Source organism: Pseudomonas fluorescens NCIMB 11764 (assembly GCF_000293885.2).
Lineage (GTDB): Bacteria > Pseudomonadota > Gammaproteobacteria > Pseudomonadales > Pseudomonadaceae > Aquipseudomonas > Aquipseudomonas fluorescens_B.
Map to the genome: position 1 here is coordinate 6,567,923 of NZ_CP010945.1, position 16,117 is coordinate 6,584,039.

Below are 16,117 nucleotides of genomic sequence, written 5' to 3' on the forward strand. Positions count from 1 at the left end.
AGACCAGCGAAGGCATGCAGGTGCAGTTCCGCGAAATCGACCAGGTGGCCACGGCCTCCAACGAAATGAGCGCCACCGCCCACGATGTCGCCAACAGCGCCTCGAGCGCGGCAAACGCGGCCAAAGGTGCGGATCAATCAGCCCGCGATGGCATGTCGATCATCGAACGCAGCACTCGCGATATCAATCAACTCGCCGACGAAGTCAGCAAGGCGGTCACCGAAGTCGAAGCCTTGGCGGTCAACAGCGAGCAGATCGGTTCGGTACTCGAAGTCATCCGCAGCATCGCCGAACAGACCAACTTGCTGGCGCTGAACGCCGCCATCGAAGCGGCCCGTGCCGGGGAAAGCGGTCGCGGCTTTGCGGTGGTGGCCGACGAAGTGCGCAACCTCGCCAAACGCACCCAGGATTCGGTGGAAGAAATCCGCCTCGTCATCGAACGCATCCAATCGGGCACCCGCGGCGTGGTCGCCACCATGCATTCGAGCCAGACCCAGGCCCACAGCAACGCCGGGCAGATCCAGCAAGCCGTGCAAGCCTTGAGCAAAATCAGCGACGCGGTCACCGTGATCAGCGACATGAACCTGCAAATCGCCAGCGCCGCCGAACAGCAAAGCGCCGTGGCCGAAGAGGTCAACCGCAACGTCTCGGCGATCCGCACCGTCACTGAAACCCTCACCGGCCAGGCCACCGAATCGGCGCAGATCAGCAGCCAGCTCAACGCCCTGACCAACCACCAGATGAAATTGATGGATCAGTTCCGGGTGTAGAGAACCCGCACACAATACGGTGGGAGCAGGCAAGCCAGCTCCCACGGGTTCAGATGTTCGGTCGACACTTGGGGATTTCATCCGGCCGGGCATTTTTTTGATCTATGATCGGGCTCTCGTTCCGGAGGGCCTTCGATGACTGGTTTACTCACGTCCATTCAAGCCGCACTCGGCTTGCCCCGCACCCCGATTCCGTTCACCTCGAGTGGCGCCCTGCCCTCGGCGTTCGCCGTCACCGACCTCGCCTGCGCCAGCATCGCCGCCGCCGGCCAGGCTGCCAGCGCATTACTGCAGCAGCAGACCGGTCGCTTGCCCAACCTTGAAGTCGACCGGCGCCTGGCCTCCTTCTGGTTCGCAACGTCGATCCGCCCCGTCGGCTGGAGCGTTCCACCACTGTGGGACCCGGTTGCCGGCGACTATGCGACCAAGGATGGCTGGATCCGCCTGCACACCAACGCACCTCATCATCGCGCCGCCGCCGAAAGCGTGCTCGGCGCGTGTGCCGACCGCGCAGACGCGGCGAGCAAGGTTGCGCAATGGTCGAAAACCGATCTGGAACAGGCCGTGGTCGACGCCGGTGGCTGCGCCGCTGAAATGCGTACCTGGGCGCAATGGCAAGCGCACCCCCAGGGCTTGGCCGTAAACGCCGAGCCGTTGATTCAGTTCAGCGCCGGTAACCCGCAACCACCGAAATCCTGGAAAGGCTCGGTGGCGCAACCGCTGGCCGGGATCAAAGTGCTGGACCTTACGCGCGTGCTCGCGGGGCCCATTGCCAGTCGTTTTCTCGCGGGCCTCGGCGCCGATGTCTTGCGCATCGACCCGCCGACCTGGAACGAACCGGGCGTGGTGCCGGAAGTCACGCTGGGCAAGCGCTGCGCAAGGCTGGACCTGCACAACCCTGACGATCGAGCCGTGTTCGACAGCCTGCTCAAGGACGCCGACATTTTGCTCCACGGCTACCGCGCCGACGCACTGGAAAGGTTGGGTTACGGTGTCGCCGAGCGGCAAAAACTGGCGCCCGGCCTGGTTGATGTGTGCCTCAACGCCTACGGCTGGAGCGGTCCGTGGCAGAACCGTCGCGGCTTCGACAGCCTGGTGCAGATGAGCAGCGGGATCGCCGAGGCGGGGATGCGGTGGAAGAACGCGGACAAGCCGATGCCCTTGCCGGTGCAAGCGCTGGATCATGCGACCGGGTACTTGATGGCGGCGGCGGCGATTACTTTATTGGGACGTGCTGGGTCAGCCAGATTGTCGTTGGCGCGCACGGCGAAGTTGTTGATTGAAAACGGTGCAGGAACGGATGAAACGCTGCGTGCTGAGGACGACAAGGATCAAGGCCTGTTGGTTGAGCAAACGCCCTGGGGGCCAGCACATCGGCTGCATGTGCCGCTAAAAATCACCGGAACACCGTTGCAGTGGGCCCTTCCAGCAGCTGAACTGGGTTCCCATCGCGCGCAGTGGTGGTGACCGTTCTGGCCCCATCGCCAGCAGGCTGGCTCCCACAGTGAATCTGCATCATTCACAAAACCTGTGGGAGCCAGCCAAACCAAATCATCACAATCAAGACAGTTGATTTATGTCGATCACAAAACCTGTGGGAGCCAGCCTGCTGGCGATGAGGCCGGAACAAACAACTCAATCCATCCGGCTCAGCGATATCCAAAGAAGCTGCGCCGCATACCCTCGAAAAGGTCGCCAGTCCTGAGCCCGCGCCGACAACTCCCTAGCCGTCACCCGCTCACCTTCAAGCGCAACCAGCGCCTTGATCAACCCCACATCCCCCGATGGAAATGCATCCATCTCCCGCAACTGCCGCAACGCAATGTACTGCGCCGTCCAGTCGCCAATCCCGTTCAACGCCAGCAACCGTGCCACGCCGCCCTCACGCCCCGGCTCAAACAACAGCGGATCATCGAGCAACGCCTGAGCCACACCCGACAACGTCCGGCCACGAGTTTTCGGCATGCCCAGCGTCGCCAGATCCGCCACTGCCAAAACGGTCGCTTCAGGAAACACAGACGTGACGCCGGGCAAAACAGACGCCAAGGGCTGTCCATACTGTGCAACCAGTTTCCCCGCCAACCGGATCGCCGCGCTCACCGTAATCTGCTGACCCAGCACCGCACGAATCGCCAGTTCCAGGCCGTCCCACGCCCCCGGCACCCGCAACCCCGGCCGTTCGGCAATCAACCGCGCCATCAACGGATCTGTCTTCAAAGGGCGATGGATCGTCGGCAGGTCCGCATCCAGATCAAACATTCGCCGCAACCGTGCAACGATCTCCGGCACCGCCGCCGCGTCAGGAAAATCCAGCGTCACTTGCAACGCATCGCCCGCCACCGGCGTGATCGAAAACGTACCGTGAACACCGTTCAACCCGATGCTGCGCGAGTACACGCCATCGACAATCGCTTCCATCCCGACCACGGCCCGCGCCGACAGAAAACCCAGCATCGCCGGCCAGTCATAGGGCGGCCGATACGCCAGCAACAACCTCACAGCGACAACAAGCCGCTGTACAACCCATACGCCGCCAGCCCGGCGCCACTGATGACAGCGGTAAAAATACCTGTCTCGATTGGCGTAAACAGCGGTTCACCCTGCTCATGTTTGGCCTTGGCGAACAAGATCACCCCCGGTGCGTACAGCAACGCTGACAGCAGCAAATACTTCACCCCGCCGGCGTACAACAGCCACACCGCATAACTCAGCGCGATGCCGCCAATCAGCAAGTCTTTGGTGCGCTCCGCCGAAGCGTGTTCGTAGGTTTCCCCCCGCCCGCTCAACAGCACCGCATACGCCGCCGACCACAGATACGGCACCAGGATCATCGACGACGCGAGGTAGATCAGGCTGGTGTAGGTACCGGCGGAAAACAGCGTGATCAGCAGGAAAATCTGGATCATCACGTTGGTCAGCCACAGCGCGTTGACCGGCACATGATTGGCGTTTTCCTTTTTCAGGAAGGCCGGCATGGTGTTGTCTTTCGCCGTGGCGAACAGGATCTCGGCGCAGAGCAGCGCCCAGGACAGCAGTGCACCCAGCAGCGAAATCGCCAGGCCAATGCTGATCAACAAAGCGCCCCAAGGCCCTACGACATGCTCCAGCACGGCCGCCAGCGACGGGTTCTGCAGGTTGGCCAGTTCCGGCTGACTCATGATCCCCAGCGACAACACATTCACCAGCACCAACAGCGCCAGCACGCCAAGAAAACCGATGACCGTCGCCCGCCCGACATCCGAACGTTTCTCCGCCCGCGCTGAATAGACGCTCGCGCCTTCGATGCCGATAAACACGAACACGGTGACCAGCATCATGTTGCGCACCTGATCCATGATGCCGCCAAAATTCGGGTTGCTGCGGCCCCAGACGTCACGGGTGAAGATGTCGGCCTTGAACGCCACGGCGGCGATCACGATGAACATGATCAGCGGCACGATCTTGGCCACGGTGGTCAGCTGATTGATGAACGTCGCTTCCTTGATCCCGCGCATCACCAGAAAGTGCACAGCCCACAGCAGCACCGACGCGCAGCCAATGGCAACGGGCGTGTTGCCCTGGCCAAACACCGGAAAGAAATAACCGAGGGTGCTGAACAGCAACACAAAGTAGCCGACGTTGCCCAGCCAGGCGCTGATCCAGTAACCCCAGGCGGACGAGAACCCCATGTAGTCACCGAACCCCGCCTTGGCGTAGGCATACACCCCGGAATCCAGCTCGGGCTTGCGATTGGCCAGCGTCTGGAACACGAAGGCCAGCGTCAGCATGCCCACGGCGGTGATCGCCCAACCGATCAAGATCGCCCCGGCGTCTGCTCGGGCGGCCATGTTCTGTGGCAAGGAAAAAATCCCGCCGCCAATCATCGATCCCACCACCAGCGCGATCAGCGCACTCAGAGGAAGTTTTTGCGTCGGTTGCGACATCCCAGCGTCTCCCTTTTTCTTGCACTGAACCTGTGGCGGGGTGCTTGTCGGAACGCCGCACCGTCCCGCCGGGTTGCGGAACGACCTCAACAAAAGGAACTGCTTCGCAGTCCAGCGGAAGCAAGCTCCCTCGCTACAAGTGGATAACTTTAACTAAATAGGTAAACGGTAATAACGTTAGTTAATTAATGGCAGCTCACGTCTTTTATTTATAGCCGATACTTCTATGCCCATAGCCGGCAATAGCAGTCTTGTCTGTAGATCCTAATAAATCAATTCGACACTGCAACAACCGTCCAAAAATTTGCGGAAACCGTAAAACCAACTAGCGTAAAAACTCCAAGCAATACCCGTTATTCCCGCCTGACTTATCCGAGGCCTCTGGAATGGGCTTTTCCGGCGATACCTTTATGCCCGGGAAAGATTCATAAGTCTTTCATTAACAATGGAATGTGAGCATGCACTGATCTATGTCAGATGATCGAATGGCTAACGGAATTAATCTGTCGTCTCTTTTCTCCTGCATTGGAGTCATGCAATGTCTGAATCCCCCGGAAAACTGAAACTCGGTGCACTGGTTGCGTTGGTTGTCGGCTCAATGATTGGTGGCGGGATCTTCTCTTTGCCGCAGAACATGGCCGCCAGTGCCGACGTCGGCGCCGTGCTGATCGGTTGGGCCATCACCGCCGTCGGCATGTTGACGCTGGCCTTCGTGTTCCAGACGCTGGCCAATCGAAAGCCTGATCTGGACGGCGGTGTCTACGCCTACGCCAAGGCCGGTTTCGGCGACTACATGGGCTTCTCGTCCGCGTGGGGTTACTGGATCAGCGCCTGGCTGGGAAACGTCGGTTACTTCGTTCTGCTGTTCAGCACCCTCGGTTACTTTTTTCCGATCTTCGGCGAAGGCAACACAGTTGCTGCGGTGATCGGCGCTTCGGTGCTGCTCTGGGCCGTGCATTTCCTGGTGCTGCGCGGGATCAAGGAAGCAGCGTTCATCAACCTGGTGACCACCGTCGCCAAGGTCGTGCCGCTGCTGCTGTTTGTGTTGATCGCAGTTTTCGCATTCAAACTGGACATCTTCACGGCCGACATCTGGGGCCTGAAAAACCCGGACCTGGGCAGCGTGATGAACCAGGTGCGCAACATGATGCTGGTCACCGTGTGGGTGTTCATCGGCATCGAAGGCGCGAGCATTTTCTCGGCCCGCGCGGAAAAACGCAGCGACGTCGGTAAAGCCACCGTGATCGGTTTCATCACCGTGCTGCTGTTCCTGGTGCTGGTGAACGTGCTGTCGCTGGGCATCATGACCCAACCGGAACTGGCCAAGCTGCAGAACCCGTCAATGGCAGCCGTGCTGGAACATGTGGTCGGTCCGTGGGGCGCGGTGCTGATCAGCGTCGGCCTGGTCATCTCGTTACTGGGAGCACTGCTGTCGTGGGTGCTGTTGTGCGCCGAAATCATGTTCGCCGCCGCCAAGGACCACACCATGCCAGCGTTCCTGCGCAAGGAAAATGCCAAGCAAGTGCCGGTCAATGCCTTGTGGCTGACCAACGCGATGGTGCAACTGTTTCTGGTCATCACCCTGTTTTCGGCCAGCACTTACCTGTCACTGATCTACCTCGCCACCTCAATGATCCTGGTGCCGTACTTGTGGTCGGCGGCATACGCGCTGCTGCTGGCGGTGCGTGGCGAGAGCTATGAAAACGCCGCGGCCGAACGCCGCAAAGACCTGATCATCGGTGCCGTCGCGTTGATTTACGCGGTCTGGCTGATCTATGCCGGCGGCGTCAAATACCTGCTGCTCTCCGCCCTGCTCTATGCCCCCGGCGCGATCCTGTTCGCCAAGGCCAAGATGGAACTCAACAAACCGGTTTTCACCAACGTCGAGAAGCTGATTTTCGCCGCAGTGATCGTCGGCGCCCTGGTGGCGGCCTACGGCCTGTATGACGGCTTCCTGACCCTGTAATTTGTTATCTGGAGGATCACGGTAATGACCACCGAAAAAGTTAAGTACGGCGTCCATTCCGAAGCCGGCAAACTGCGTAAAGTCATGGTTTGCTCCCCCGGCCTGGCCCATCAGCGGCTGACCCCGAACAACTGCGACGAACTGCTGTTCGATGATGTGCTGTGGGTGGCCCAGGCCAAGCGCGACCATTTCGACTTCGTCACCAAAATGCGTGAACGCAACGTCGATGTGCTGGAAATGCACAACCTGCTGACCGACATCGTCGCCATCCCCGAAGCCCTCGACTGGATTCTGGAACGCAAGGTCACCGCCAACTCGGTCGGCCTCGGCCTGATCAACGAAGTGGGTTCGTGGCTGCGCAGCCTGGAGCCCCGCCATATCGCCGAGTTCCTGATCGGCGGCGTCTCCGCCGATGACTTGCCGGACAGCTTCGGCGGCAAGACCATCCAGATGTTCCGCGATTTTCTGGGCCACTCAAGCTTCATTCTGCCGCCGTTGCCCAACACTCAGTTCACCCGCGACACCACCTGCTGGATCTACGGTGGCGTGACGTTGAACCCGATGTACTGGCCGGCGCGCCGCCAGGAAACCCTGCTGGCCACCGCCATCTACAAATTCCACCCGCAGTTCACCAACGCCGATTTTGAAATCTGGTATGGCGACCCGGACCAGGATCACGGCAGCGCCACCCTGGAAGGCGGCGACGTGATGCCAATCGGCAACGGTGTGGTGTTGATCGGCATGGGCGAGCGGTCGTCCCGTCAGGCCATCGGCCAATTGGCGGTGAACCTGTTCAAGAACAAAGCCGTGGAGAAAGTCATCGTCGCCGGCCTGCCGAAGTCCCGCGCAGCAATGCACCTGGACACGGTGTTCAGTTTCTGCGACCGCGACCTCGTCACGATCTTCCCGGAAGTGGTGAACCAGATCGTCGCCTTCACCCTGCGCCCTGACGAAAGCAAGCCGGGCGGCGTCGACATCCGCCGCGAAGAAACCAACTTCCTCGACACCGTCGCCAAGGCCCTCAACCTCAAAGCGCTGCGCGTGGTGGAAACCGGCGGCAACAGCTTCGCCGCCGAACGCGAGCAATGGGACGACGGCAACAACGTGGTGGCCGTGGAGCCCGGCGTGGTGATCGGTTATGACCGCAACACCTACACCAACACCCTGCTGCGCAAGGCCGGTGTGGAAGTCATCACCATCAGCGCCGGCGAACTGGGACGCGGCCGTGGCGGTGGCCACTGCATGACCTGCCCGATCATTCGCGACCCTATCGACTATTAATGCTTATCCCTGCTTCGCGCCCATAAAGCGTGAAGCAGGCGGATAACCGAAACCCAAGGAGATCCAAAATGGCTTTCAATATGCGCAACCGCAGCCTGCTCTCGCTGATGCACCACACCACTCGCGAGCTCAACTACCTGCTGGACCTGTCCCGCGACCTCAAACGCGCCAAGTACACCGGCACCGAGCGTCCGCACCTGCAAGGCAAGAACATCGCGCTGATCTTCGAAAAAACCTCGACCCGCACCCGTTGCGCCTTCGAAGTGGCGGCCCATGACCAGGGCGCCCACGTCACCTACATCGACCCGGTGTCGTCGCAGATCGGCCACAAGGAAAGCATGAAAGACACCGCTCGCGTGCTCGGGCGGATGTTCGATGCCATCGAGTACCGTGGCTTCGAACAGGAAATCGTCGAGGAGCTGGCCAAGTTCGCCGGCGTGCCGGTGTTCAACGGCCTGACCGCTGAATTCCACCCGACGCAGATGATCGCCGACACCCTGACCATGCGCGAACACAGCGACAAACCGCTGCATGACATCAGCTACGCCTACCTCGGCGACGCTCGCTACAACATGGGCAATTCGCTGTTGATGATCGGCGCCAAACTGGGCATGGACGTGCGCATCGCCGCGCCGAAAGCGCTCTGGCCACACGCTGATTTCATCGCCCAGTGCAAAGCCTTCGCCGAAGAAAGCGGCGCGCGCATCACCATCACCGAAGACCCGAAAGCAGCGGTCAAGGGCGTGGACTTCATCCACACCGACATCTGGGTGTCGATGGGTGAGCCGGTTGAGGCGTGGGACGAGCGTATCGAGCAACTGCTGCCGTACCAGGTCAACGCCGCGATGATGAAAGCCTCCGGCAACCCGCGGGTGAAATTCATGCACTGCCTGCCGGCGTTCCACAACAGCGAAACCAAGGTCGGCAAGGACATCGCCGCACGCTATCCGCACCTGGCCAACGGCGTGGAGGTGACTGAAGAAGTCTTCGAATCGCCGGCCAACATCGCCTTCGAGCAAGCGGAAAACCGCATGCACACCATCAAGGCGATTCTGGTGTCGGCGTTGGCGGATATCTAACGGCCCACCCGGCTCTCCCGGCTGGAACAAAGCCCCTGAGGGAGCGAGCCTGCTCGCGAAAGTGGAGTAACAGTCAACGTCTCTGTTGAGTGTTAAATAGTCATCGCGAGCACGCTCACTCCCACACTGATCGGGTTTCACCAGGGAGACCGAGTCACCTTATTTAGAAGGACTGCATTATGCGTATCGTCGTTGCCCTGGGCGGTAACGCCCTGCTCCGCCGTGGTGAACCCATGACCGCGGACAATCAGCGCGCCAACATCCGCGTCGCCACCGAACAGATCGCCAAGATTCATGCCGGCAATGAACTGGTCATCGCCCACGGCAATGGCCCGCAAGTCGGCCTGCTGTCGCTGCAAGCGGCGGCCTACACCTCGGTTTCGCCGTACCCGCTGGACGTGCTCGGTGCCGAAACCGAAGGCATGATCGGCTACATCATCGAACAGGAACTGGGCAACCTGCTGGACTTCGAAGTGCCCTTCGCCACCCTCCTGACCCAGGTCGAAGTCGACGCCAATGACCCGGCCTTCCAGAACCCGACCAAACCCATCGGCCCGGTCTACGCCAAGGCCGAAGCGGAAAAACTCGCCGCCGAAAAAGGTTGGGCGATTGCCCCGGACGGCGACAAATACCGTCGTGTGGTGGCCAGCCCGAGACCGAAACGCATCTTCGAAATCCGCCCGATCAAATGGTTGCTGGAAAAAGGCAGCATCGTGATCTGCGCGGGCGGTGGCGGCATCCCGACGATGTACGGCGCCAGCGGCAAACTGCAAGGTGTGGAAGCAGTGATCGACAAAGATCTGTGCTCGGCGCTGCTGGCCGAACAGCTGGAAAGCGATCTGCTGGTGATCGCCACCGACGTCAACGCCGCCTGCATCGACTTCGGCAAACCGACCCAGAAAGCCATCGCCCAGGCCCACCCCGACGAAATGGAAAAACTCGGCTTCGCCGCCGGCTCCATGGGACCGAAGGTGCAGGCCGCCTGCGAGTTCGCCCGCCATACTGGAAAAACCGCGGTGATCGGTTCACTCTCGGACATCGAAGCGATCGTCCAGGGCACGGCCGGCACGCGCATCAGTACGGCGACACCTGGCATTACTTATTTATAAGGAGAAACGTCAATGGCAACGTTCGCCCCCGGTCACTTGCACATCGAGCGCCACGCGCTGACCTCGGATGATGTCAGCTACAACCTGCACTTCGACTATGAGGTCAGCAATAACGACAAAGGGGAAAAAGGCATCCAGTTCACCATGCATGGCAGCATTCTGGGAAAGGATATGAGCGAAACCTTCTTTCTTCCCAAGGTTGAGGCCTACAACTTCGCCAACAACATAACGAATATCGCCGAGAAGTACGGTATTCCAAGGACCCACAGCCAAATCGGCTCGGCTCACAAAAATTACGACCAGGTGTTTGAAGACATTCGGAAGAAGCTGGATATGAAATCCGGCGACCCGGTAGACCTCAAAAACTTTGAGTAGCCTGCGTCCCCTTGTGGGAGCGGGCCTGCTCGCGATGACGGACTTTCATTCGCTATGGATGCCGACTGAAAGACTGCGACCCCACGACCTGTAGGAGCGAGGCTTGCCCGCGAAGCTTTTAGCCGTCTTGATGGCCTCTTCGCGGGCAAGCCTCGCTCCTGCAGGTTGAACACGTGCATTTCACCTGAGACCCGCCCCAAGGCATACTTGCCCCCTCCGCTTGCCAGATTGAAAACCGCCCCATGCGTATCCACGTCAGCTTCATCGACCGCGTCGGCATTACCCAGGAAGTCCTGGCCCTGCTCGGTGGGCGCAATCTCAATCTGGATGCGGTGGAAATGGTCCCGCCCAATGTTTACATCGATGCCCCGACCCTGAGCCCGGAAGTCCTCGAAGAGCTGCGCGATGCGTTGCTCAGCGTGCGTGGCGTGCAAGCGATGACGGTGGTCGACATCCTTCCGGGGCAACGGCGGCACTTGCAGCTCGATGCGCTGCTCGCCGCCATGACCGACCCGGTGCTGGCCCTGGACAGTGACGGCAAAGTGTTGCTGGCCAACCCGGCGCTGATCGCGTTGTATGGTCGCGAACCGGCCGGTGAAAGCATCGCCGATCTGTTTGCCGATCCCGCCCTGCTCGACACCCTGCTGGAACAAGGCTTTCGCCTGCCGCTGCGCGAGATCACCGTCAACGGCCAGACCCTGCTGCTGGACGCGACACCGATCACCGATGCCGGCGCGTTGCTGACGCTGTATCAACCGAACCGCATCGGCGAACGCCTCTCGGCGCTGCACCACGACCATGCCGAAGGGTTTGACGCGCTGCTGGGCGAATCCCCGGCCATTCGCACCCTCAAGGCCCGCGCCCAACGCGTGGCAGCCCTTGATGCGCCGCTGTTGATCCAGGGCGAAACCGGCACCGGCAAAGAACTCGTCGCCCGCGCCTGTCACGCCATCAGTGCGCGGCACAGTTCACCCTTCCTGGCGCTGAACTGCGCGGCATTGCCGGAGAACCTCGCCGAAAGCGAACTGTTCGGCTACGCCCCCGGCGCTTTTACCGGTGCGCAACGGGGCGGTAAACCGGGACTGATGGAACTGGCGAACCAGGGCACGGTATTTCTCGATGAAATCGGCGAAATGTCACCGTACCTGCAGGCGAAACTGCTGCGGTTTTTGAACGACGGCAGCTTCCGCCGCGTGGGCGGCGATCGTGAGGTGAAGGTCAACGTGCGGATCCTCAGCGCCACGCACCGTGACCTGGAAAAAATGGTCAGCGAAGGCACGTTCCGCGAAGACTTGTTCTATCGCCTCAACGTCCTGAATGTCGAAGTCCCGCCGCTGCGCGAGCGTGGCCAGGACATCCTGCTGCTGGCCCGTTATTTCATGCAGCAGGCCTGTGCGCAAATCCAGCGACCGGTGTGTCGTCTGGCGCCGGGGACTTATCCTGCACTGCTGGGTAACCGCTGGCCAGGCAACGTGCGGCAATTGCAGAACGTGATCTTCCGCGCTGCCGCGATTTGTGAGAGCAGCCTGGTGGACATCGGCGACCTCGACATTGCCGGCACCTCCGTGGCGCGCCAGAGCGACAGCGAAGTCGACAGCCTGGAGCAGGCAATGGAAGAGTTCGAAAAGACCCTGCTCGAAAAGCTCTACGTCAGCTACCCCTCGACCCGGCAACTGGCCAGCCGCCTGCAAACTTCCCACACCGCGATTGCTCATCGGTTGCGCAAGTACGGCATTCCAAACAAACCCTGAAGTCCCCAAAACACCGCAGCCCCCCTGTGGGAGCCAGCCTGCTGGCGATTGCGGTGTAACAGGCAAAAAGGTGTCGACTGGCATGGCCTCATCGCCAACAGGCTGGCTCCCACAGCTTTTCTGTTGTCACAGGAAATCCCTCTCCAAATACGACCTCCACCTGTACTGAAAGCGCTACAGCGGAACGATATCGATACAGCTCTTTCTAATCAGCGCTGTACAAGGCTTTGATCCCATTACGCTTTTTTCTTCGCTTCCGGCTGTAGCGATTTCGCTACAGTCATTCCATTCGCTCGCACCTCAAAAATACTCAAGGCACTGATTTATAAGGATTTATTAACATTGGCCGCGATCTTGCTTAGTAGCCACGTATAAAGAAGGGCTTTTGCCCAAGCATTCAATCGCGTCCACCAGACGAGTCTGGCCCCCTAGGAGTTTCCATGAGCGAGTTGCGTTTTACTGAAGATCACGAATGGCTGCGCACCGAAGCTGACGGCACTGTCACCGTCGGCATCACCGCTTTCGCGCAGAATGCCCTGGGCGACGTGGTTTTCGTACAACTGCCTGAGCTGCAGTCCTACGACAAAGGCGCAGAAGCCGCCACCGTGGAATCGGTAAAAGCCGCCAGCGGCGTGTACATGCCACTGGACGGTGAAGTGTTGGAAGTGAACCCGGCGCTGGACAGCAGCCCTGAACTGGTCAACGAAGATCCGCTGGGCGAAGGCTGGTTCTTCCGCTTCCAGCCAACCGACGCCTCGGCAGTTGCCAAACTGCTGGATCAGGACGCCTACGACCGTCTGATCAAAGCCAACGCCGAAGCCTGAGGAGCGCTGACATGACTCAAGTAAACCTTACGACCGCTAACGAATTCATCGCGCGCCACATCGGCCCGCGTTCCGGCGATGAGCAAGCCATGCTCAACAGCCTCGGCTTCGATTCGCTGGAAGCCCTGAGCGCCAGCGTCATTCCGGAAAGCATCAAAGGCACCAGCGTCCTCGGCATGGACGACGGCCTGAGCGAAGCCGACGCCCTGGCGTTGATCAAAGGCATCGCCGCCAAAAACCAACTGTTCAAGACTTACATCGGCCAGGGCTACTACGGCACGCACACGCCGTCGCCGATCCTGCGCAACCTGCTGGAAAACCCGGCCTGGTACACCGCGTACACCCCGTACCAGCCAGAAATCTCCCAGGGCCGTCTCGAAGCGCTGCTGAACTTCCAGACCCTGATCAGCGACCTGACCGGCCTGCCGATCGCCAACGCCTCGCTGCTGGATGAAGCCACCGCCGCTGCCGAAGCCATGACCTTCTGCAAACGCCTGAGCAAGAACAAAGGCAGCCACGCGTTCTTCGCATCGGTTCATTGCCACCCGCAAACCCTCGACGTGCTGCGCACCCGTGCCGAGCCGCTGGGCATCGACGTCGTCGTCGGCGACGAGCTTGAACTGACAGACGTAACGCCGTTCTTCGGCGCGCTGCTGCAATACCCGGCGAGCAACGGTGACGTGTTTGATTACCGTGAACTGACCGAACGCTTCCACGCCGCCAATGCTCTGGTAGCGGTGGCTGCTGACCTGCTGGCCCTGACCGTGTTGACCCCACCGGGCGAGTTCGGCGCTGACGTGGCCATCGGCAGCGCACAACGCTTCGGCGTTCCGCTGGGCTTCGGTGGCCCGCACGCCGCTTACTTCTCCACCAAGGATGCATTCAAGCGCGACATGCCGGGCCGTCTGGTCGGTGTCTCCGTGGACCGTTTCGGTAAGCCGGCCCTGCGTCTGGCGATGCAGACCCGCGAGCAACATATCCGCCGCGAGAAGGCCACCTCGAACATCTGCACCGCCCAGGTCCTGCTGGCCAACATCGCCAGCATGTACGCCGTGTATCACGGCCCGAAAGGCCTGACGCAGATTGCCAACCGCATTCATCACCTGACCGCGATCCTTGCCAAAGGCTTGAGCGCACTGGGCCTGACCGTCGAACAAGCCAGCTTCTTCGACACCCTGACCCTGAACACCGGCGCCAACACCGCCAAACTGCACGACAAGGCACGTGCGCAGCAGATCAACCTGCGCGTAGTCGATGGCGAGCGTCTGGGCCTGTCCCTCGACGAGACCACTTCGCAAGCTGACGTCGAAACGTTGTGGGCCTTGTTCGCCGACGGCAAGGCACTGCCGGACTTCGCCGCCCTCGCCGCTGCAGTGGTCAGCACCCTCCCGGCCGCTCTGGTTCGCCAATCGCCAATCCTCAGCCACCCGGTGTTCAACCGTTATCACTCGGAAACCGAGCTGATGCGCTACCTGCGCAAGCTCGCCGACAAGGACCTGGCCCTGGATCGCACCATGATCCCGCTGGGTTCGTGCACCATGAAACTCAACGCCGCCAGCGAAATGATCCCGGTGACCTGGGCTGAGTTCGGTGCCCTGCACCCGTTCGCCCCGGCCGAGCAAAGTGCCGGTTACCAGCAACTGACCGATGAACTGGAAGCGATGCTCTGTGCCGCCACCGGTTACGACTCGATCTCCCTTCAACCGAACGCCGGTTCGCAAGGTGAGTACGCCGGTCTGCTGGCGATTCGCGCCTATCACCAGAGCCGTGGCGAAGACCGCCGCGACATCTGCCTGATCCCGTCGTCCGCCCACGGCACCAACCCGGCCACCGCCAACATGGCTGGCATGCGTGTGGTCGTGACCGCGTGCGATGCCCGCGGCAACGTCGACATCGAAGACCTGCGCGCCAAGGCCATCGAGCACCGCGAACACCTCGCCGCGCTGATGATCACCTACCCGTCGACCCACGGCGTGTTCGAAGAAGGCATCCGCGAAATCTGCGGCATCATTCATGACAACGGCGGCCAGGTGTACATCGACGGCGCCAACATGAACGCGATGGTCGGCCTCTGCGCACCGGGCAAGTTCGGCGGCGACGTGTCCCACCTGAACCTGCACAAAACCTTCTGCATCCCTCACGGCGGTGGCGGGCCAGGCGTTGGCCCGATCGGCGTCAAGTCGCACCTGACGCCGTTCCTGCCGGGCCACGCCCAGATGGAGCGCAAGGAAGGCGCGGTTTGCGCGGCACCGTTCGGCAGCGCGAGCATTTTGCCGATCACCTGGATGTACATTCGGATGATGGGCGGCGCGGGTCTCAAGCGCGCTTCGCAACTGGCGATCCTGAATGCCAACTACATTTCCCGTCGCCTCGAAGAGCACTACCCAGTGCTGTACACCGGCAGCAACGGCTTGGTAGCGCACGAATGCATCCTCGACCTGCGTCCGTTGAAAGACAGCAGCGGCATCAGCGTCGATGACGTCGCCAAGCGTCTGATCGACTTCGGCTTCCACGCCCCGACCATGTCGTTCCCGGTGGCTGGCACACTGATGATCGAGCCGACCGAAAGCGAATCCAAGGAAGAACTGGACCGCTTCTGCGACGCCATGATCCGCATCCGCGAAGAAATCCGCGCAGTGGAAAACGGCACGCTGGACAAGGATGACAACCCGCTGAAAAACGCTCCGCACACCGCGGCGGAAATCGTTGGCGAGTGGACGCACCCGTACAGCCGCGAGCAAGCGGTGTATCCGGTCGCATCGCTGATCGAAGGCAAGTACTGGCCGCCGGTCGGTCGCGTCGACAACGTCTTCGGCGATCGCAACCTGGTTTGCGCTTGCCCGTCGATCGAAAGCTACGCTTAAACGAATGAGGGGGCGGGTTCGCTCGCCCTCACCTTCGAGAACACTGCAAGACTCTGTGGGAGCTGGCCTGCCAGCGATAGCGGTGGGTCAGTCGACATTTTCGCTGTCTGACACTCCGTCATCGCTGGCAGGCCAGCTCCCACAGAATCGTGCCTAGCCTGAAATTCCGTGAATT

General features: G+C 60.8%; 11 protein-coding genes and 1 pseudogene. 10 read left to right on the top strand and 2 right to left on the bottom strand.

Features of this window, described 5'->3' with window-relative positions:
- Nucleotides 1-242 precede the first annotated feature (242 nt).
- Together B723_RS34255 and B723_RS29890 are read left to right on the top strand one after the other, a co-directional pair.
- A pseudogene (locus B723_RS34255) lies at nucleotides 243-770 on the top strand (methyl-accepting chemotaxis protein); the annotation flags it as partial.
- A 135-nt stretch (nucleotides 771-905) separates the two neighbouring features.
- Complete coding sequence (locus tag B723_RS29890; RefSeq protein WP_017340447.1) at nucleotides 906-2,237, top strand: CoA transferase; 1,332 nt, start codon at nucleotides 906-908, stop codon at nucleotides 2,235-2,237.
- 168 nt (nucleotides 2,238-2,405) lie between these two features.
- Here B723_RS29890 and B723_RS29895 read toward each other — a convergent pair whose 3' ends face one another.
- Both B723_RS29895 and arcD (B723_RS29900) read right to left on the bottom strand, forming a co-directional pair.
- The gene (locus B723_RS29895) at nucleotides 2,406-3,269 is read right to left on the bottom strand and encodes a DNA-3-methyladenine glycosylase family protein (protein WP_017340448.1); all 864 of its coding nucleotides are present in this window, start codon (nucleotides 3,267-3,269) and stop codon (nucleotides 2,406-2,408) included.
- A complete protein-coding gene (gene arcD / locus B723_RS29900; RefSeq protein ID WP_017340449.1) occupies nucleotides 3,266-4,693 on the bottom strand; it encodes an arginine-ornithine antiporter in 1,428 nt (475 codons plus the stop codon). Before arcD (B723_RS29900) ends, B723_RS29895 begins: the two co-directional genes overlap by 4 nt.
- Nucleotides 4,694-5,231: 538 nt before the next feature.
- Here arcD (B723_RS29900) and arcD (B723_RS29905) point away from each other — a divergent pair.
- The 8 genes from arcD (B723_RS29905) (at nucleotide 5,232) to gcvP (ending at nucleotide 15,942) form a co-directional block, all read left to right on the top strand.
- Nucleotides 5,232-6,659 carry an arginine-ornithine antiporter gene (gene arcD, locus B723_RS29905; protein WP_017340450.1) on the top strand — a complete coding sequence of 476 codons (1,428 nt, stop codon included), beginning with the start codon at nucleotides 5,232-5,234 and terminating at the stop codon, nucleotides 6,657-6,659.
- 24 nt (nucleotides 6,660-6,683) lie between these two features.
- A complete protein-coding gene (gene arcA, locus B723_RS29910; RefSeq protein ID WP_017340451.1) occupies nucleotides 6,684-7,940 on the top strand; it encodes an arginine deiminase in 1,257 nt (418 codons plus the stop codon).
- Nucleotides 7,941-8,008: 68 nt separating this feature from the next.
- Nucleotides 8,009-9,019 (top strand): ornithine carbamoyltransferase, encoded by a 1,011-nt coding sequence (locus tag B723_RS29915; protein ID WP_017340452.1) that lies wholly within the window; start codon nucleotides 8,009-8,011, stop codon nucleotides 9,017-9,019.
- Between the two features lie 179 nt (nucleotides 9,020-9,198).
- Nucleotides 9,199-10,128 (top strand): carbamate kinase, encoded by a 930-nt coding sequence (gene arcC, locus B723_RS29920; protein WP_017340453.1) that lies wholly within the window; start codon nucleotides 9,199-9,201, stop codon nucleotides 10,126-10,128.
- A 12-nt stretch (nucleotides 10,129-10,140) separates the two neighbouring features.
- Nucleotides 10,141-10,503, top strand: coding sequence for a DUF5064 family protein (locus tag B723_RS29925; protein ID WP_017340454.1), 363 nt, complete (start codon nucleotides 10,141-10,143; stop codon nucleotides 10,501-10,503).
- Nucleotides 10,504-10,745: 242 nt separating this feature from the next.
- On the top strand, nucleotides 10,746-12,254 hold the full coding sequence (locus B723_RS29930) for a sigma-54-dependent transcriptional regulator (protein WP_017340455.1): 1,509 nt from the start codon (nucleotides 10,746-10,748) through the stop codon (nucleotides 12,252-12,254).
- 440 nt (nucleotides 12,255-12,694) lie between these two features.
- Nucleotides 12,695-13,078, top strand: a complete 384-nt coding sequence (gene gcvH / locus B723_RS29935; protein WP_007949423.1) for a glycine cleavage system protein GcvH — start codon at nucleotides 12,695-12,697, stop codon at nucleotides 13,076-13,078.
- A gap of 11 nt (nucleotides 13,079-13,089) precedes the next feature.
- Nucleotides 13,090-15,942: an aminomethyl-transferring glycine dehydrogenase gene (gene gcvP / locus B723_RS29940; RefSeq protein WP_017340456.1), complete on the top strand. Its 2,853-nt coding sequence runs from the start codon at nucleotides 13,090-13,092 to the stop codon at nucleotides 15,940-15,942.
- The last annotated feature ends 175 nt before the right edge of the window (nucleotides 15,943-16,117 follow it).

Coding starts and splice junctions, on each gene's coding strand:
- B723_RS29890 (WP_017340447.1), top strand. CDS start 906: ATGACTGGTTTACTCACGTCCATTCAAGCCGCACTCGGCTTGCCCCGC.
- arcD (WP_017340449.1), bottom strand. CDS start 4,693: ATGTCGCAACCGACGCAAAAACTTCCTCTGAGTGCGCTGATCGCGCTG.
- arcD (WP_017340450.1), top strand. CDS start 5,232: ATGTCTGAATCCCCCGGAAAACTGAAACTCGGTGCACTGGTTGCGTTG.
- arcA (WP_017340451.1), top strand. CDS start 6,684: ATGACCACCGAAAAAGTTAAGTACGGCGTCCATTCCGAAGCCGGCAAA.
- B723_RS29915 (WP_017340452.1), top strand. CDS start 8,009: ATGGCTTTCAATATGCGCAACCGCAGCCTGCTCTCGCTGATGCACCAC.
- arcC (WP_017340453.1), top strand. CDS start 9,199: ATGCGTATCGTCGTTGCCCTGGGCGGTAACGCCCTGCTCCGCCGTGGT.
- B723_RS29925 (WP_017340454.1), top strand. CDS start 10,141: ATGGCAACGTTCGCCCCCGGTCACTTGCACATCGAGCGCCACGCGCTG.
- B723_RS29930 (WP_017340455.1), top strand. CDS start 10,746: ATGCGTATCCACGTCAGCTTCATCGACCGCGTCGGCATTACCCAGGAA.
- gcvH (WP_007949423.1), top strand. CDS start 12,695: ATGAGCGAGTTGCGTTTTACTGAAGATCACGAATGGCTGCGCACCGAA.
- gcvP (WP_017340456.1), top strand. CDS start 13,090: ATGACTCAAGTAAACCTTACGACCGCTAACGAATTCATCGCGCGCCAC.